Source organism: Rhodanobacter sp. FW106-HT46G03 (assembly GCF_058789895.1).
This window is the reverse complement of record NZ_JBYTCC010000001.1, coordinates 1,172,753-1,190,188: the sequence shown is the minus strand read 5'-3', so window position 1 is coordinate 1,190,188 and position 17,436 is coordinate 1,172,753. Positions and strand designations below refer to the sequence as shown.

Genomic DNA, 17,436 nt, shown 5'->3' with positions numbered 1-17,436 from the left:
AATCCCGGCTCTCCCCTCACATCGCCTGCTTGTCCTTCAATGCCGAGCACAGCTCGATCGATTCGCCGGTCTGCGCGAGGCCGCGGGAGATGCCGGCAGCATCGTTCTCATGGGCCTTGAAGAAGGTTTGCATGCGCTCGGCTTCCGCGGTGGAGCAACCGCCGCCGGCGGCGAGCATGGGCAGGTAGCCGCCGGCAAAACTGCCGGTGCGCTTGAGGATTTGCGGGTAATGCCCGGTGAACCACGTCCACATCGCGTTCCGCTGGGCCAAGGTGTTGCGGCCGCTGCGCAGGAGCATCGCCATCTCGCCGACCTTGACCGACTTGCCCAGTGCGAAATCGCGCACCTGTTCCACCAGTGCCGGGGCTTCGGCATGCGCGAGGCCACCGAGGATGCCGTTGCGCAGCGCCGGGTCGCTGGTGCCCGGCAGCGCCGCGATCAGCGCATCCACTGCGGGCTTGCCCTGCGTTTGCACCGCCACGCCCAGCGCATCGCCCAGCAAATCGGGGTTGGCAGCGGCGAGATCGAGTTTGCCGTCGGCGCTGTGCTTCAGTGCCGCCTCGCCCTGTTTGAGCAGAGCCGTGCGCACCTGTGGCAGCTTGTAGTCGAACGCCAGCGTACCGGCGAGTGTGCTGCGCAGCAGGGCGGCATCCTCCGACTCACCGGCGCGGCGCACGTAGCCCAGCGCTTCCAGCCTGGGAAGATAGGCCGCCTTGACCCATGCCGCCACCTTGGCGCGCTGCGCATCGGTGCGCGCGGCGTGGTGGTAGATCCAGCCCACCTGGCCCAGCGGCGCCACTGCCACCTGGCGCACCTTGGAGGCGGTCAGCGGCTTGAGCGCGGCCAGCGCCCGCCCGGCATCGAGATCGCCATGCTGGAAGCTCGCATGGATCGCATCCGCATACGCCAGTTGCTCAGTGTCGCTGAGCTTGGGCACCTCGCGGACCAGCGCGGTGAGCTCGCTCTGGTCGAGGCTGAAGCGGTAGTAGCCGGCGGCGTTGGCGTTGGGCATCACCCAGGTGGCCTTGCTGGCGCCGGGCAGCGCCATGCTGCCGGTGGCCGCGCTCAGCATGTCGCAGGCCACCTTGCTGCCATCTGTGGTGCCGTAGCGCACGCACACCGGCACGCCCCACACGCGCGTCGTGTCGCCGCGGCTGCCCAGCGGCAGGTAGCGGCTTTGCGCCAGATCGAGCACCGCCTTGCCGTCCTTGTACGTGAGCCTGGTCTGCACGTAGGGCACGCCGGTCTGATTCAGGAAGCTGTCGAACGCGTGCTTGAACGGTTCCCCTTTGCCGGCGGCGGTGGCGATCGCGTTCACCAGGTCATCCGCAGTGGCATTGCCGAACTTGTGTGCCTGGATGTACGCGCGCATTCCTTTCTGGAAGGTCTTGTCACCCACGTAGTTCTCGAACATGCCGATGACGGCGGCGCCCTTCTGGTAGGTGATGCCGTCGAACGCAGTCTCGATGTCGCCGTTGCCGGTGATCGGCTGGCGGATCGCGCGCGCGCTGACCAGGCTGTCGTTCGCCATCGCGCCCTGCGCACCGCGCACGCGGTCGAGATCGGCGCGGTATTCCGGGTGCACCTCCATCGTGACCTTCTGCTGCATCCAGGTGGCGAACGCCTCGTTGAGCCAGATGTCGTTCCACCACGCGAGGGTCACCGTGTCGCCGGTCCACTGGTGCGCCAGCTCATGCGCGGTGACGTTGAACGAGCCACGCACGTTGCGCGCCGGGGAATCCTTGTCGAGCAACAGCAGCCAGTCGCGGAAGGTGACCAGGCCGGCGTTCTCCATCGCGCCGGCAGAGAAATCCGGTGCGGCCAGCAGATCCAGCTTGCCGAACGGGTAACCGAAGCCGTAGTAGTTCTCCAGCGCATGGATGATGCTCGGCGTTTCGCCCAGCACGTGCGCCATGCGCGGCGCCTCGCCGGCGGCGGCAATGCCGCGCAGCGGCAGCGGCTTGGTGCGGTAGGCATCGGGCGCGATGTCCGGCGCTTCCCGCACGCTCCACGGACCGACCGCAAAGGCCACCAAATAGGTCGGCAGCGGCAGCGTCGGCGCAAAGGTCACCGTCTTCCAGCCTTTGTCGGCGGGCTTTTCGCTGACCTGCGCGGTGTTGGCGAACGCGCGGTCCTTCGCCGGCAGCGTGATCGAGATGTCGAACGGCGTCTTGAAGCCAGGCTCGTCGAAACCCGGGAACGCGTAGCGCGCGCTGATCGGCTCCATCTGCGTCATCGCGTACGGCTGGCCTTGCGCGCTGACCTTGTACAAGCCCTGCAACTGCGCATTGAGCGGCGCGCTGTAGTCGAACGCGAGCGCGATCTCGCCGGGCTGCACGGTGCGGCCGAAATCCACCCGCACCACGCCGGTTTGCGCATCGGCATCCACGTACCTGGCCGCGCTGGTCTTGCCGGCGGCGTCGGTCAACGCCACCTTCGCCACCTTGAGCGCCTTGCCGTCGAGCCACACGTGGTCGGAAGCCTGGGTGAGTTTCACCCGGATCACCGTGGTGCCGGTGAAATCCGCCTGCGCCGGATCGACCCGAAACGCCAATTGATAGGACTGCGGCACCGCCCAGCCGGGTAGCCGGCCCTGCGGTGCGGACTCGGCCTGGACCGAGAGCGCAAGGCCACACCCGGCGGCCAGCGCCGTGATGAGCAAGGGGCGAAGTGAACGACGCATGGCGGCTCCCGACACAAAAGGACAAACCTCGACGCTAGGCCGAAGCCGGCCGACACCCCAGTGCCACAAGGCATGCCCGCCGGGGCGGCTATGATCGAATGCACCATCGGCCGGACGCCTTGCCTGCATGAACCTGCGTGACCTGCACTATCTCGTGGCGCTGGCCGAGCTACGCCATTTCGGGCGCGCCGCCGAGGCGTGCTTTGTCAGCCAGCCGACGCTTTCCACCCAGATCAAGAAACTCGAGGAGGAACTGGGCGTGACGCTGGTCGAACGCACGCCGCGCAAGGTGTTGCTGACCGAAGTGGGACGTGAAATCGTGGCCCGCGCGCGCGACGTGCTGAACGAGGTGGAGCAGATCAAGGGCGTGGCGCGACGCACGCTCGACCCGGAATCCGGCACCGTGCGGCTGGGCATTTTCCCCACCCTGGGGCCGTATCTCTTGCCGCATGCAGTGCCGTTGATCCGCACGCGTTTCCCGCGGCTGGAGCTGCTGCTGGTGGAGGAAAAGACCGAGGAAGTGCTGCACCGCCTGCGCGAGGGCCGGCTGGACGCGGTGATCGTCGCGCTGCCGGTGCATGACGACACCCTGCACGCGGAGTTCCTGTTCGAGGAGCCGTTCGTGCTGGCCGCGCCGCGCTCGCATCCGCTCGCACGCAAGGCGGCGCTGCATCTCGCCGATCTCGGCAACCAGAGCCTGCTGCTGCTCGAAGACGGCCACTGCCTGCGCGACCAGGCGCTGGAGGTCTGCCACCTCGCCGGCGCCGGCGAGCGCACCGGCTTCCGCGCCACCAGCCTCGAAACCCTGCGCCAGATGGTGGCCGCCGAAGTCGGCATCACCCTGCTGCCCACGCTCGCGGTGAAACCGCCGGTAGCGCAGGCACCGAACATGCGCCTGGTGCCGTTCCTCAGCAAGCATCCGCCGAGCCGGCGCATCGCCATGCTGTGGCGCAAAAGCTCGGCGATGCACGACTTCCTCGTGCAACTGGCCGGCGTGGTACGCGGTTTGCCGAAGGCACTGTTCGACCCGGGCGACGTGATCGCCGCGCAGCCTGCGTTGCCGCCGCCAGCCAAGGCCGCGCGTAAGCCACGCATCTGATCCCGGCCGACGCCAGCGGCGGGTACCGGGGTTTTACGGAGCTGCCGCCAGCACGCCCGCCGGGCAGGACACGCCGGTCGAACCCAGCCCGCAGTAACCGTGCGGGGTTTTCGCCAAGTACTGCTGGTGCGCGTCCTCGGCGTAATAGAACGGCCCGGCCAGCGCCACCTCAGTGGTGATCGCGCCAAACCCGGCATGCGCCAGCGCGGCCTGGTAGCGCTGCGCCGAAGCCTCGGCCGCCGCCAGCTGGACGGCATCGGCCGCGTAGATCGCCGAACGGTACTGGGTGCCGACGTCGTTGCCCTGGCGCATGCCCTGGGTCGGGTCGTGGCCTTCCCAGAAAATCGTGAGCAACGTGTCGAACGCGACGCGCGCCGGGTCGAACACCACCAGCACGGTTTCCGCATGCCCGGTCATGCCGGTGCACACCTCGTGGTAGCTCGGGTTGCGGGTGTAGCCGCCGGCAAAACCCACCGCCGTCGTCAGCACGCCGGGCACGCTCCAGAACTTGCGCTCCGCGCCCCAGTAGCAGCCCATCGCAAACCATGCACGCGCCGCACCGGGATGGTCGTCCGCCAACAGCGAGCCGCCCAACACCGCATGTCGGTCACCGGGCAAGCGCACCTCGTCGTGCCCCGGCAACGCGTCTTCACGCCGCGGCATGCGTTGCTTCCACCCGCCAATGCCCAACATGGTTCGCCTCCTAATAACGAATGAGCGCGTGCAGCGGCGGGTTGCCGGCCCAGCGTGCGCGCCCGCGCAGCGCTTCCAGCTCGACGACCACGCAGGCGCCGACCAGTTCGCCGTGCACGCGTTCGACCAGTGTCCTGGCCGCTGCCAGCGTACCGCCAGTGGCCAGCACATCGTCCACCAGCAACACGCGTTCGCGCGGGTGCAGCGCGTCGCGGCCCACTTCCAGATGATCCTGCCCGTATTCCAGCTGGTAGGCCACGCGCTCCACCGGCGGCGGCAGCTTGCCCGGCTTGCGCAGCGGCACGAAGCCGGCACCGAGCGCCTGCGCCAGCGCGGCGCCAAAAATGAAACCGCGCGCCTCGATGCCGCATACGGCCTGCACGCGCGCATCGCGCCACGGCGCCGCCAGTGCGGCCACGCACTGCGCAAACGCGTGCGCATCAGCCAGCAGCGGATTGATGTCGCGAAACAGCACCCCATCGCGCGGAAAATCCGGCACCGCGCGTATCAAGCCCGCAAAACCGCTCATGCCCGCTCCCGTTTCACGCCGCTGCCCGCCGCGGCCGCAGGGTACCCAGCAAAATGCCGAACAGCGCCAGCGTGAGGCCGACCCAATCGCTGGCGCTGGTGCGCCGCGCAAACAGCAGCACATCCAGCACGAACGCCAGCGCGGGCTGCAACAGCAGCAGCAAGCCCACCAGCGATGCCGGCAGCCGCGGCATCGCGCCCACCATCAGCAGCCACGCCAGCACCTGGCCAAAAAAGCCGAGCGCGAGCAGCACGCTCCAGTTGCGCAGGCTGTCCAGCACAAACGCATTGCCTTCGGCCCAGCCAATGGCGCCCAGCAGCAGGGCGCTTTCCAGGCTCATCAGACCCAGAAACTGTGCTGGCGACAGCTGCGTATGCCCGGACAACGCGTGGCGGAAACTCAACAAGTACACCGCGTAGGCAACGCAGCTGCCGAGCCCCAGCCACACACCGGCGCGATACGCCGCACTGAACAGCGACCACTCCGCACCCACCAGCAGCCACAGGCCGACGATGGCCAACAGCATGCCGGGAACAAACCAGCGGCCGAGCCGTTCGCGGTAGTACGCCAGGCCCACCAGCGCGAGCAGGAAAACCTGGAAATTCGTCAGCAGCGTCGCCACACCCGGCCCCACCACGAGAATGCTGCGATGCCATTGGAACAGGTCGCAGGCAAACCCGATGGCCGGCAGCGTCGCCCATGCAAAGTCGCGCCAGCGCAGCGCACGCCACTGGCCGCGCCACGCCACCCACGCGAGCAGCATCGCGCCGCCAAACGCCATGCGATAAAACGCCGAGACCGTGGCCGGCACGGTGGTATAGGCGACAAAGATGCCGGTGGTGGACAGCAGCGCCGCGCCCAGCGTCATCCGCCACACCGGGTGATCGGTGGCCGCAGTCACGGTCGGGGAGAGGCCGCTCAGCAAGTCGCGGGGAGCGGATCGTCCGGCGCGTCGTCGGCATCCTGCATGGCCGCGCGTGCCTCGAACAACTGCGCCTCGACCTCGCGCACGATGTTTTCCGCCGTCGGCACCGCCGAATCGGGCACCATCACCGCAAGGTAATCCAGCGCCGGCAACTGGCCCACGCCGCCCATCAGGTACTCGCCGGCGATGAACGCCGGGATCTCGGCGTTCTCCAGCGCATCTTTCACCAGATGCGCATCCACCAGGTTTTCCGCGCGATAGACGGTCCGCATGCCGCCACGCTAGCCGCCCGCCCGCGCGCTGACAAGCCTCCAGAACGGGGGAAATCGGCCGATAACCCCGATGGGACAGGTGGACCGGCGGTGACCAGATTGGCACAGGGTTCCGACCAGCACGAAGAAGACCTCGAGTTTGTCGCCTTCATCCATCGCGTGCGCACGCTGGTGGTCGGTCTGGCCGCGCTGCCGATCGGCGCTGTGCTCTACCTCAACCACGCCAACGCGTGGCTGTGGCTGCTGCTGGCCATCAACGCCCTGCTCTGGCCGCACATCGCGTGGCGTCTCGCGCGCCGCAACACGCAGCCGGTCGACGCCGAAGAACGCAACCAGCTGTTCGACGCCGTGACCGCCGGTGCCTGGGTGGCGGCCATCCGCTTCGACCTCTTGCCTTCGGTATTGCTGGTATCGCTGATTACCATGAACCACGTCGGCTCCGGCGGCCTGCGCTGGGTGGCGCGCTCCGTGGCGCTGCAGGTCGCCAGCGCGGCCCTCCTGGGCATCTTCCTGCCGCCGGTATGGCCTCCGCATACCGAAACGCTGGTGGTGGTTGCCAGCCTGCCGCTGATCGCGATTTTCCCGAGCTGCCTCAGCTACGTCTCGTTCCGCCTCAGCCAACGCGTGCGGCAACAAAACCGGCTGCTGGCGCAACTGAGCCGCACCGACTCCCTGACCGGGCTCGCCAACCGCAGCGCGTGGCTGGATGCCGCCCGCAACGAGTTCGAACGGCACGTCCGGCATCCGCATGTCGCCAGCCTGCTGCTGCTCGACCTGGACCATTTCAAGGCGATCAACGACCGCTACGGCCACACCACCGGAGATGCCGCACTGCAAGCCCTTGCACGGATTCTCCTCGCCAACCTGCGCACGCTGGATACGGCGGGCCGTTTTGGCGGCGATGAATTTGGCATCGTGCTGCCCGACACGAATGTCGCGGCGGAGCGCGACGTGGCCGAACGCATTTGCCGGGAAGTGGCCCGCATCCGGCCCGACGGACATGACCACACCTGCGCGGTCAGCATCGGCATTGCCCCGCTCGATGCGAGCTGCATCAGCTTGAAGGCATGGATCGAGCAGGCGGATATCGCGCTGTACCGCGCAAAAGCCGACGGGCGCAATCGGGTGTGCTGCGCCGACACCACTGCAACCTGAGCGCGCCGCCCCGACGCGCGCCATGCGTCGGCTTGGGTCAGTGCGTAAACTAGGCGGCTCGCCACCTTTGCCATGAGCCACGCAATGTCGAGCCCCATCTCTGCCGCCGAAACGACCGCCCCCGAGGGCGATGCGCCGCGCGATTTCATCCGCCAGATCGTGCGCGACGACCTTGCCAGCGGCAAACACGTGGAAATCCACACCCGCTTCCCGCCCGAGCCGAACGGCTACCTGCACATCGGCCACGCCAAGGCGATCTGCCTTTCGTTCGGCATCGCGCGCGAGTTCGGCGGCTGGTGCAACCTGCGGCTGGACGACACCAACCCCGGCAAGGAAGACCCCGAGTTCGTGCAGGGCATCAAGGACGACGTGCACTGGCTCGGCTTCGACTGGCACGAACTGCGCCATGCCTCCGATTACTTCGAGGTGTTCTACCAGGCCGCGCTGAAACTGATCCGCGACGGCCTTGCCTACGTGGACGACCTTTCCGCCGACGAGCTGCGCGCCTACCGCGGCACGCTCACCGAGCCGGGCAGGAACTCGCCGTATCGCGAGCGCTCGGTGGCCGAAAACCTCGACCTGTTCCAGCGCATGCGCGCCGGCGAGTTCGGCGATGGCGAAAAGACCCTGCGCGCGAAGATCGACATGGCTTCCGGCAACATGAACCTGCGCGACCCGGCGCTGTACCGCATCCGCAAGGTCACCCACCAGAACACCGGCGACAGCTGGCCGATCTACCCGATGTACGACATTGCGCATGCGCTGTCGGATGCGATGGAAGGCATCACCCACTCGCTGTGCACACTGGAGTTCGAGGACCACCGCCCGCTCTACGACTGGTGCGTGGACCACGTCGACCTGCCGCACCACCCCGAGCTGTGGCAATCGGTGGTCGCCGCCGGCCTCGTGGCAAAACCTGCCAAGCCGCGCCAGATCGAATTCTCGCGCTTGAACCTCACTTATTGCATCACCAGCAAGCGCAAGCTCGCGCAACTGGTGCACGAAGGCTTCGTCGACGGCTGGGACGACCCGCGCATGAGCACGCTGCGCGGCCTGCGCCGGCGCGGCTTCACGCCCGCCGGCCTCAAGCTGCTGATCGAGCGGGTCGGCATCTCCAAGCAGAACAGCGTGATCGACTACGCCATCCTCGAGAACGCCGTGCGCGAGGATCTCGATGCGCACGCACCGCGCCGCATGGCCGTGCTCGATCCGCTCAAACTCGTCATCGACAACCTGCCGCAAGGGCACACGGAAACCATCGTGTTTCCCAACCACCCGAAAGACGAAAGCTTCGGCACCCGCGAAATGCCACTGTCGCGCGAGGTGTGGATCGAGCGCGAAGACTTTGCCGAGGTGCCGCCGAAAGGCTTCAAGCGCCTGGTGCCCGGCGGCGAAGTGCGCCTGCGTGGCGTCGGCATCGTCAAGTGCGACGAGGTGCGAAAAGACGCGTCCGGCAACGTGACTGCACTGCACGCCACGCTCGACCCGAGCACCCGCGCCGGCCTGCCGGGCGCCGACCGCAAGGTCAAGGGCACCATTCACTGGGTCGACACCGCGCACGCCGTCGCCACCGAGGTGCGCCTGTACGACCGCCTGTTCAACGTGCCGGCGCCCGACGCCGAAGACGACGGCCAGCCGTGGACGGCGCACGTCGACCCGGCATCCAAGCGCATCGTGCGCGGCTGGGTGGAACCCGCTGCGGCAGACTGCGCGCCGGAACAGCATTTCCAGTTCGAGCGCACCGGCTATTTCGTCGCCGACCGCATCGACCACACGCCCGGCAAGCCGGTTTTCAACCGTGTCGTCACCCTGCGCGACACCTGGGCGAAAAGGGCCTGACGCCGTGTTCCTGCCGCGCCAGGTGCACCTGACCCTGCCGCCGTGGGTGGACGAGCTGGTCGACGACACCCGGCGCTTCGTCACCGACGAGGAGCGCGTGGGGCTCGCCGTCGCACTGGCGGCGCGCAACATCGAGCACGGTTTCGGCGGCCCGTTCGGCGCCGCGGTGTTCAACGCCGACGGCCGCGTGGTGTCGGTCGGGGTCAACCGCGTGGTGCCGCAAACCTGCTCGGTCGCCCACGCGGAAATGCTGGCCTACATGAGCGCGCAGCAACGCCTTGCCAGCTACCGCCTCAACGCGGCCGGCGGTCGCTACACGCTCGCCACCAGCGCACAGCCGTGCTGTCAGTGCTACGGCGCGACGATGTGGGCCGGTATCGACGAACTCCTGATTGGTGCGCGTTCGGAAGACGTCGAAGCCCTCGCGCACTTCGACGAAGGCCCACTGCCCACCGACTGGATCGGCGAGCTGGAAAAGCGCGGCATCACCGTGCGCCGCGACATCCTGCGCGCCGAAGCCCGTGCCGTGCTGGCTGACTACGGCGCCCGCGGCGAGGTGTACTGAGGCCGCGGCGCCCACAGCATCCACTAATCGAACCGCGCGCATGCTCGGCGGAGCATCGCCTGTCGCCGGAGTCAGCCGTGAAGACCTTCGCCAACCTGCTCGTTGCCGCCATCGGCAGCGCATTCGCCATTGCCGCATCGGCGGCACCATCCGTGTACGCCGTGTTGCACCACTACCCGCTGGGCGGCAGTGGCGGCTGGGATTACGTCACCATCGACGCACCAACCCACCATCTGCTGATCGCCCGCAGCGACCACGTGATGGCGGTGGACACCCGCAACGGCAAGCTGGTCGGCGAGATCCCCGGCATGCAGCGCATCCACGGCATCGCGCTGGTGCCGCAGCTGCGCCGCGGCTACGTCAGCGACGGCAACGCCAACGCGGTGCACGTGATCGACCTCGCCACGCTGAAAACGCTGCGCAGCATCGCGATCGACGGCAAGCGCCCCGACGCCATCGTGTACGACCCGGCCAGCGGCCATGTGCTGACGATGAACGGCGGCAGCGACAACGCCACCGTAATCGACCCCGCAACGTCCAAGACGCTCACCAACGTCGCCCTGCCCGGCCGGCCGGAGTTCGCAGTGAGCGACGGTCGCGGCCATGTCTACGCGAACATCGAAGACCGCAACGAGCTTGCCCGCATCAACTCGACGACCGACAAAGTCGATGCGGTATGGCCACTCGCGCCGTGCGAATCGCCCACTGGCCTGGCCATCGACACCACTGCGCGGCGTCTGTTTTCGGTGTGCGCCAACCACCGGATGGTGGTCACCGACGCCGGCGACGGTCACCACGTCGCCAGCGTGCCGATCGGCAAGGGGCCGGACGGCGCGGTTTTCGACCCGGCCACGCAGATGGTCTACAGCTCCAATCACGATGGCACGCTGACCGTCGTGCACGCCGACGATGCCAACCACTACCGCGTGGTCGCCAACGTACCAACCCAGGTCGGTGCGCGCACCATGACGCTGGACCGCGCCACCCACGACATCTGGCTGGTCGCCGCCACCCCGGCACCACGTGGGGCGCCAGTGACAGGTTTCACCGCACTGGTCGTCGGATCACGTTGACGAGTTTGCCTGAGCTCCAACCAGACGCAACGGCAACTGACGGCCGAACCGGCAACTCCAAAATCGATGCGTGCCCGTGTGTCGAAACTCGTTGCAACAAACCACCGTCTTGGCGACGACCGCTGCACCAACCCTTACACCCGCGATAGCCGCATCGACGTCTGGCCCCTGACTCACCCGCACGCGCACGCGACCCTGCGGCCGGCTCTTGGGCGACCAGCGCACCGCGCAACTATTCCGGACAAGCAAGTGGCCGGCTGCCGTCAGTCCTCTGCTTGAATGACGGCACACCATCCACTTCCTCGACCAGGACGACAGTGCCCCCGATGCACCGCTCGTTATCGGCCAATTGGCGGCCTACGGGTGCCGGCGCGTGCCGGGCCGCGTGTGACCGCGCTACATACGCATCCCGCTGCGCCTGGGCCTTCAGTGGCGCAAAGGAATCATTGACGGTGCCCACCATGTAGTCGGCGCTTGCCTTGAACAAGATGTTTCGCGCCGCAATGGCTACTGCGGCAAGCACAACCGCCAACAGTACCCGCCGTCCAAATTTGCTCATGGCGTATCGCTCCCCTGTTTCGCCACCATCGCGGAAGCCGACGTACTCCGCGAATGGAATTTGGTGGGTCGTGAGGGATTCGAACCCTCGACCAATAGATTAAAAGTCTACTGCTCTACCGACTGAGCTAACGACCCGCGCGAACGGCAAGTTGGCCATTTTATGGGCGCACCGCGATGCGCACAAGCAAAGTCGAATCAGACGTAGCGCGTCGGATCGGGCAAGCCAGCTGCGCGAAAACCGTCCGCGCGCAGACGGCAGGCATCGCAATGGCCGCAGGCGCGGCCATCCGCATCAGCTTGGTAACAGCTCACGGTCTGCGCAAAATCCACACCAAGGCGGTGGCCTTCGCGGGCGATGTCGGCCTTGCTCATCCGCATCAGCGGGGCATGGATACGGAGCTGCGCGCCTTCCACACCGGCCTTGGTGGCAAGGTTGGCGAGGCGCTCGAACGCCGCGATAAAGGCGGGACGGCAGTCTGGATAGCCCGAGTAATCCACCGCATTGACGCCGCACCAGATGTCGCTGGCGCCCAGCACCTCGGCCCAGCCCAGCGCGATCGACAGCATGATGGTGTTGCGTGCCGGCACGTAGGTGACCGGGATATGTGCGTCATCGTGTGCAGCCGTCGCATCCAACGGCACGGCGATATCGGCGGTGAGCGCCGAGCCGCCGATGGTGCGCAGATCGACATGCACCACCTTGTGCTCGGCCACGCCGAGCATGCGCGCAACGCGCTCAGACGCCACCAGCTCGGAATCGTGGCGCTGGCCGTACGCCACGCTCAGGGCGTATACGGCATAGCCTTGCTCGCGCGCGATCGCGGTGGTAACGGCCGAGTCCATGCCGCCGGAGACAAGAATGACGGCTTTGCGCCGCGGGGTTTCAGTCATGGCTGAAGTCCATCAGAAACGACCGGTCACCGGCCGGGACACGCCGACGGCGACACCGGCCGCAGCGCGAAAACAGGTGGCGTCGCACCGCCGGCATCACTTGCCGGGTACGTTGCCCCACAGCACCTTGTGCAACTGCATCTGGAAGCGCACCGGCAGGCGGTCGGCCAGAATCCACTCGGCCAGCTCGCGCGGCGCCAGCTTGCCGGCCACCGGCGAGAACAACACCATGCAGCGCTCGTGGATGCGGTGCTCGGCCACGCGCGCCCACGCCCAGTCGAAATCGGCACGATCGGCGATCACGATCTTCACCTGATCGTGCGGCAGCAGGTGATCGAGATTCGACCACAGGTTGCGCTTGCACTCGCCCGAGCCGGGCGCCTTGAGATCCATCACCTTGTGCACGCGCGGATCGATAGTGGAAATGTCGATCGACCCGGAGGTTTCCAGCGACACCTCGTAACCGGCATCGCACAGCTTGCGCAGCAGGATCGGGCAGCGCTTTTGCGCCAGTGGCTCGCCGCCGGTCACGCACACGTGGTGCACGCCCTGGCGTGCCACCTCAGCCACGATCTCGTCGATGTCGTGCCACTGGCCGCCCTGGAACGCATACTCGGTATCGCACCACACACAGCGCAGCGGACAGCCGGTGAGGCGCACGAATACCGTGGGCCAGCCGGCAGCGTCGGCCTCGCCCTGGATCGACAGGAAAATCTCGGTGATGCGCAGGCGCTCGGAAACCGCAGCGCTGGCCTCGTCGGTACCGGGCATGGACAACGTCGTCACCTCAGCCTGCCGATTCGATGCGGCGCAGCCGCTCCTTCGCGAGGTTGGCCGCCTTCGAGCTGGGGTATTTCGCCACCACCGACTTGAGTGTTGCCTTGGCGGCCGCAACCTGCTTCAGCTCATATTGGCAATAACCGAGCTTGAGCAGCGCATCGGGCGCCTTTTCACTCTGCGGATACTGGCTCAGCAAATGCTGGAAGGCTTCCTGCGCCACCTGGTAATTGGTAGTGACGTAGTACGACTCGCCAAGCCAGTAGAACGCGTTGGAAACCAGCGGGCTGTCCGGGTGTTTCTGGATGAACTCGCGAAACTGCCGCGACGCGTTGGTGTAGTCGCCACCGCGCAGGGTCTTGAAAGCGGCGTCGTAGGCCGCGGTGGTTGCGGCGCTGTCGGGCGTCGACGCGGGCTTTGCGCCCTTCTTGCCCGGCACCGGTGCTGCACTGGCGGCAACCGGCGCTGCGGCTGCTGCATTGGCTGCTGCATTGGCTAGCGTATTGGTGGCAGCGGGTGCCGCGGTACTGCCGCCTGCGGCCGGCGCGCCACCGGATGGGTTTGCGGCTTCGAGCCGGCCCAGCCGGGAGTCGAGGTCGACGTATTGGTCTTTGCTCTTGCTTTGCAGATCCTGCAGCTGGTGCTGCAACTCTTCGATCTGCCCCTGCATGTCGCGCAACTGCGATTCCATCTGCTGCAGCTGGTTGACCATCTGCGCGCTGCTCTGGTCCTTGTTCTGCGCACGCTGCTCCAGTTGGGCAACGCGGTCGGCAAGGCTCAGGCGCGAACTTTGCGCAAATGCCGGCGCCACGAAAAGCATGGCGGACGCGATTGCGCCCGCCATGCCGATTCTGGCTGCCATGTTGCTGGCCAGAGATTTCAACACTTACTCAGCCGTGTAGACGATATCGACACGACGGTTCTTGCTCCAGCAATCTTCATTGTGCTCGCGGCAAACCGGCTTTTCCTTGCCGTACGAGATCACGCTGACCTGGCTGGCCGAGGCGCCATTGGCTTGCAGGGCGCTGGACACGGCATTGCCGCGGCGCTCGCCGAGGCCGAGGTTGTATTCCTTCGAACCACGCTCGTCGGTGTTGCCTTCCAGACGCATCTGGGCCTGCGGACGATCCTGCAGGTACTTGGCATGGCAAGCCATGATCTGCTGGAATTCCGGCTTGATTTCCGACTTGTCGAAGTCGAAGTACACGACGCGCTGACGCAGGCACGGATCGGTGTTGAGGTCGGCAGGGGTGTACTTGCCGCTGGTCTCGGCGGGCGCAGCAGCCGGGGCGGGCTCGGCAGCCGGAGCCTGCGGCTTGACTTGCTGCTTCTTGGAGCAGGCAGCCGCACCTACGCAAAGCAGGGCGACCAGGGCAACGCGAACGGTCTTATTCATGGTGACGTTCCTTCAAACGTGAGAGTTCCGGCATACAGTGACGGACTGGTTACGGGACGAATCGCCGGTGACCCGGCTGTTGTTCATTTTGATATTGCAAGATCAACGGCGTGTGATGCTCACCTCCAATGGCTGACCCTCACGCCGGAAAGCGTTGCGGTCGGCAAAACACGCCGGGCGCGACCGCATGGATCGTTCCCGGCCTCGGCCGTCGCCCGTTCCCGCTGTCGCGACGGCAGAAAACTCATTTTTGTCGATACGGGCCCCACGACGGGTCGCTGACGTTGCCGTTTGCCAGCGCGAGTCGCTGTCGCACCATACCGTCCGCCGACGTCGCATACAAGACACCGCGCGGGCCTTCGGTGGCGCCATACAGCAGCATGCTCGCATTCGGCGCCCAGCTCGGGCCAAAATCGAGCGGGCCGGGCGACAGGTAATGCACCTGCCCGCCCAAACCGAGATCCATGATGGCAATGCGGAACACGTTGCCGTTGCCCTCGACCATGGCGAGTTTCTTGCCGTCGTAACTGAGGTTGGAATTGGAATTGCTCTGCCCCTGGAAGCTCACCCGCTGCGCACTGCCGCCGCTCGCGGCCGTGCGATAAATCTGCGCGCGCCCGGATCGATCCGAGGTGAAGTAAATCGAGCCGCCATCCGGTGACCACACCGGCTCGGTATTGATCGACGGGCTGTGGGTAATCTGAGTTTCATGCCGGGACCCCAGGTCGAGCTGATACAACTCGAGGTGGCCGGAGAACGACAGCGCGATGGCAAGTCGACGCCCATCCGGTGCCCATGCCGGCGCGCCGTTGATGCCTTTGGGATGGGATGCCACCAACTGGCGCGCACCAGTGGTCAGATTCTGCACGTAGATTTGCGAGTTGCCGCTTTCAAAGGAAACGTAGGCGATTTTCTTGCCGTCCGGCGACCACGCCGGCGACATCAGCGCCTCGTGCGAACGTGCGACCACCTGCGGGTTGAAGCCGTCGGAATCGGCCACCACCAGCGAATAGGTCATGTTGTCGCCCAGCCCCACCTGGGTGATGTAGGCAATGCGGGTCCAGAACGCACCGCGCACGCCAGTGATTTTCTGGTAGATCGCATCGGCGATCTGATGGGCAACCCCGCGCAAATCGCCGGCTGGCGCCGTGAAATACGCGGCCAGCAGATTTTGCTGCTTGTTGACGTCCCACAACTCGTAACTGACTTTCAGCATGCCGCCGCCGGCATCGCTGATATTGCCGACCGCGATGAAATCCTGCTTGAGCAGGCGCCAGGTCGAAAAGTTGATGTCGCTGCCCTTGGACGGAAACTCGACGATGTCGCTCTTGGCCAACGCGCGGAACTGGCCGCAGCGATTCAAGTCATTGCGGATCACGTCGGCTACATCGGTCGGCAGCGGCGCCATGCCCTGGGTGGCGAACGGCACCACCGCGATCGGCGTCGCGGTCTTGACGCCGCCGACGATCTGGATGTCCAGCCCACCGCTGGCCTGGGCCAGCACCGGGCCGGTGAACAAGGCAGCGACGAACATCAGGATGAGAGCAGCAATGGAACTCGGCTTGCGCATGAAACTCACATTTGCGGCATAAAGGTAAAGGTCAGTTTGCGCTGGAACACGCTCTCGAAACCCTTGTACGGCAAGGTCTTGGTGCGCAGGATGGCGTTCTCGACGGAACGCTTGCCGGCATCGTCATACGGGCAGCTGGGATCGACTGTGGCGCTCATCACGTCACCACCGGGCAGCTGCACGATGTGCACCTTGCACGGTGCAGGGGGCATGTTATCCGGGCGTAACCAGTTTGGCGTGACCGCATTCTGAATGGCCGCCGCATACGCGGACGAAAGATCGGTGGTTTTCGAGTTGTTGCCGGTCTGCCGCTGTGCCGCGTACGGCAGGTTGGCCTGGCCGTCGTCCTGCGCATTCTTGAGGTCGGCCAGCTGCTGCTTGGCCTGCTTGGCCTTGCTGTCGAGCTTTTTGGTCTGCGCCTGCGCGGCGTCCATCTTGGCGAACAGCTCGTCGATCTTCTTGAGCTCTTCCTTTTTCTTTTGTGCCGCCTGCGCGTCGAGGTCGGCCTGGCGCTGGCGCTGCTTTTCTTCCTGCACCTGCTTGGCTTCGGCTTGCTGCACGCCCTCCTCTACCACCTTTTCCTGATCCTTGATGTCAGGGTGCTTGGGCGGTGGCGGCAACGGCTCGATCTTGGGCTTGGCTTCCGGCGGCGGGGGCGGCGGCGGCACGGCGGGCGGCGGCGGCACGCTGTCCGGCACCACCTTGGCCTTGTGCGCCTTCGGCGGCGGACTGCCGGTCGGTCCGACCAGCGTCGCTTCGATCACCGGCCCGGCGAGTTGCAACGGGCGCGTACAGGTGATCGGGTTCATCCACGACGGCAGACGCAGGTTGTCGAAGAACGCCTCGTAGCTCGCGCACGAAATCGTGGCGAGGAACAGGAACGCAATGATGCCCAGATGCAGCAGCGCGGAGAGCACTACCGCCCGCGGCGTGCCCTGGTTACTTTCGTCCATGGGCACTCTGCCCGTTTCCGGTCTCGCCCGGGGTGCTCATCAGGCCGACCTTGTCGACTCCGGCCTGCTGCAGATCCGCCAGCACCTTGTACACGCCGCCATAGTTGCCGGAGGTGTCGCCGGCGACCAGCACGCTGAGCTGCGGGTTGGCATCCAGAAAGGCCTTGACCTTGGTCTGCATGCCAGTCTCGTCGGTGGGTTGCGGCTTGCCGGTACCCATGATGAGGGAGATCGAACCATCCTTGGCCACCTGCACGATCAACGAATCCTTCTTGCCGTGCAGCGCCTTGGCATCGGCTTGCGGCAGGTTGACGTCGACGTTGGAGTTCATCATGGGTGTGGTGACCATGAAGATGATGAGCAGCACCAACATCACGTCGATGTAGGGCACCACGTTGATTTCGGCTTTGAGTTGATAGCGCTTGTGGCGCCGTGCAATCGGCATGTCGGCAGCT

At 66.1% G+C, this 17,436-nt stretch carries 18 protein-coding genes and 1 tRNA gene; 5 read left to right on the top strand and 14 right to left on the bottom strand.

The features are described 5' to 3' along the window. Positions 1 to 16 precede the first annotated feature (16 nt). Positions 17 to 2,683, bottom strand: coding sequence for a M1 family metallopeptidase (locus AC3WP6_RS05005; RefSeq protein WP_492626696.1), 2,667 nt, complete (start codon positions 2,681 to 2,683; stop codon positions 17 to 19). Positions 2,684 to 2,810: 127 nt separating this feature from the next. Here AC3WP6_RS05005 and AC3WP6_RS05000 point away from each other — a divergent pair, with 127 nt between their 5' ends. Continuing rightward, positions 2,811 to 3,782 carry a LysR substrate-binding domain-containing protein gene (locus AC3WP6_RS05000; RefSeq protein WP_492626695.1) on the top strand — a complete coding sequence of 324 codons (972 nt, stop codon included), beginning with the start codon at positions 2,811 to 2,813 and terminating at the stop codon, positions 3,780 to 3,782. 33 nt (positions 3,783 to 3,815) lie between these two features. On the opposite strand, the gene msrA is transcribed toward AC3WP6_RS05000, so the two are convergent. From msrA to AC3WP6_RS04980, 4 genes are read right to left on the bottom strand one after another with little or no spacing between them, the layout of a single operon-like run. Further along, complete coding sequence (gene msrA, locus AC3WP6_RS04995; protein ID WP_492626694.1) at positions 3,816 to 4,475, bottom strand: peptide-methionine (S)-S-oxide reductase MsrA; 660 nt, start codon at positions 4,473 to 4,475, stop codon at positions 3,816 to 3,818. 10 nt (positions 4,476 to 4,485) lie between these two features. Next, positions 4,486 to 5,004, bottom strand: coding sequence for an adenine phosphoribosyltransferase (locus AC3WP6_RS04990; protein ID WP_492626693.1), 519 nt, complete (start codon positions 5,002 to 5,004; stop codon positions 4,486 to 4,488). A 13-nt stretch (positions 5,005 to 5,017) separates the two neighbouring features. Then, complete coding sequence (locus AC3WP6_RS04985) at positions 5,018 to 5,905, bottom strand: DMT family transporter (protein WP_492626692.1); 888 nt, start codon at positions 5,903 to 5,905, stop codon at positions 5,018 to 5,020. A 17-nt stretch (positions 5,906 to 5,922) separates the two neighbouring features. Continuing rightward, positions 5,923 to 6,201 (bottom strand): putative signal transducing protein, encoded by a 279-nt coding sequence (locus AC3WP6_RS04980; protein WP_492626691.1) that lies wholly within the window; start codon positions 6,199 to 6,201, stop codon positions 5,923 to 5,925. Between the two features lie 90 nt (positions 6,202 to 6,291). On the opposite strand from AC3WP6_RS04980, the gene AC3WP6_RS04975 reads away from it, so the two are divergent. The 4 genes from AC3WP6_RS04975 to AC3WP6_RS04960 all read left to right on the top strand — a co-directional run bounded on the left by AC3WP6_RS04975 (position 6,292) and on the right by AC3WP6_RS04960 (position 10,833). Further along, on the top strand, positions 6,292 to 7,356 hold the full coding sequence (locus AC3WP6_RS04975) for a diguanylate cyclase (protein ID WP_492626690.1): 1,065 nt from the start codon (positions 6,292 to 6,294) through the stop codon (positions 7,354 to 7,356). An 84-nt stretch (positions 7,357 to 7,440) separates the two neighbouring features. Next, a complete protein-coding gene (locus AC3WP6_RS04970) occupies positions 7,441 to 9,195 on the top strand; it encodes a glutamine--tRNA ligase/YqeY domain fusion protein (RefSeq protein WP_492626689.1) in 1,755 nt (584 codons plus the stop codon). 4 nt (positions 9,196 to 9,199) lie between these two features. Then, complete coding sequence (locus AC3WP6_RS04965) at positions 9,200 to 9,760, top strand: deaminase (RefSeq protein ID WP_492626688.1); 561 nt, start codon at positions 9,200 to 9,202, stop codon at positions 9,758 to 9,760. 77 nt (positions 9,761 to 9,837) lie between these two features. Further along, a complete protein-coding gene (locus AC3WP6_RS04960; RefSeq protein ID WP_492626687.1) occupies positions 9,838 to 10,833 on the top strand; it encodes a YncE family protein in 996 nt (331 codons plus the stop codon). A 232-nt stretch (positions 10,834 to 11,065) separates the two neighbouring features. Here AC3WP6_RS04960 and AC3WP6_RS04955 read toward each other — a convergent pair whose 3' ends face one another. From AC3WP6_RS04955 to tolR, 9 genes are all read right to left on the bottom strand, one after another. Beyond that, positions 11,066 to 11,392, bottom strand: coding sequence for a hypothetical protein (locus AC3WP6_RS04955; RefSeq protein ID WP_492626686.1), 327 nt, complete (start codon positions 11,390 to 11,392; stop codon positions 11,066 to 11,068). A gap of 61 nt (positions 11,393 to 11,453) precedes the next feature. Then, positions 11,454 to 11,529: transfer RNA gene (locus AC3WP6_RS04950), tRNA-Lys, on the bottom strand. A gap of 60 nt (positions 11,530 to 11,589) precedes the next feature. Beyond that, the gene (queC, locus tag AC3WP6_RS04945) at positions 11,590 to 12,285 is read right to left on the bottom strand and encodes a 7-cyano-7-deazaguanine synthase QueC (RefSeq protein WP_492626685.1); all 696 of its coding nucleotides are present in this window, start codon (positions 12,283 to 12,285) and stop codon (positions 11,590 to 11,592) included. Between the two features lie 96 nt (positions 12,286 to 12,381). Further along, positions 12,382 to 13,056, bottom strand: coding sequence for a 7-carboxy-7-deazaguanine synthase QueE (gene queE / locus AC3WP6_RS04940; RefSeq protein ID WP_492626684.1), 675 nt, complete (start codon positions 13,054 to 13,056; stop codon positions 12,382 to 12,384). A gap of 16 nt (positions 13,057 to 13,072) precedes the next feature. After that, a complete protein-coding gene (gene ybgF / locus AC3WP6_RS04935; RefSeq protein ID WP_492626683.1) occupies positions 13,073 to 13,882 on the bottom strand; it encodes a tol-pal system protein YbgF in 810 nt (269 codons plus the stop codon). 66 nt (positions 13,883 to 13,948) lie between these two features. Then, a complete protein-coding gene (gene pal, locus AC3WP6_RS04930) occupies positions 13,949 to 14,458 on the bottom strand; it encodes a peptidoglycan-associated lipoprotein Pal (RefSeq protein WP_492626682.1) in 510 nt (169 codons plus the stop codon). Positions 14,459 to 14,702: 244 nt separating this feature from the next. After that, on the bottom strand, positions 14,703 to 16,028 hold the full coding sequence (tolB, locus tag AC3WP6_RS04925) for a Tol-Pal system beta propeller repeat protein TolB (protein ID WP_492626681.1): 1,326 nt from the start codon (positions 16,026 to 16,028) through the stop codon (positions 14,703 to 14,705). A 5-nt stretch (positions 16,029 to 16,033) separates the two neighbouring features. Next, entirely contained in the window at positions 16,034 to 16,981 is a 948-nt protein-coding gene (locus tag AC3WP6_RS04920) for a cell envelope integrity TolA family protein (RefSeq protein ID WP_492626680.1), read from the bottom strand. Then, positions 16,968 to 17,426 carry a protein TolR gene (gene tolR, locus AC3WP6_RS04915; protein WP_492626679.1) on the bottom strand — a complete coding sequence of 153 codons (459 nt, stop codon included), beginning with the start codon at positions 17,424 to 17,426 and terminating at the stop codon, positions 16,968 to 16,970. The genes AC3WP6_RS04920 and tolR overlap by 14 nt, the downstream gene beginning before the upstream one ends. Positions 17,427 to 17,436: the final 10 nt, after the last annotated feature.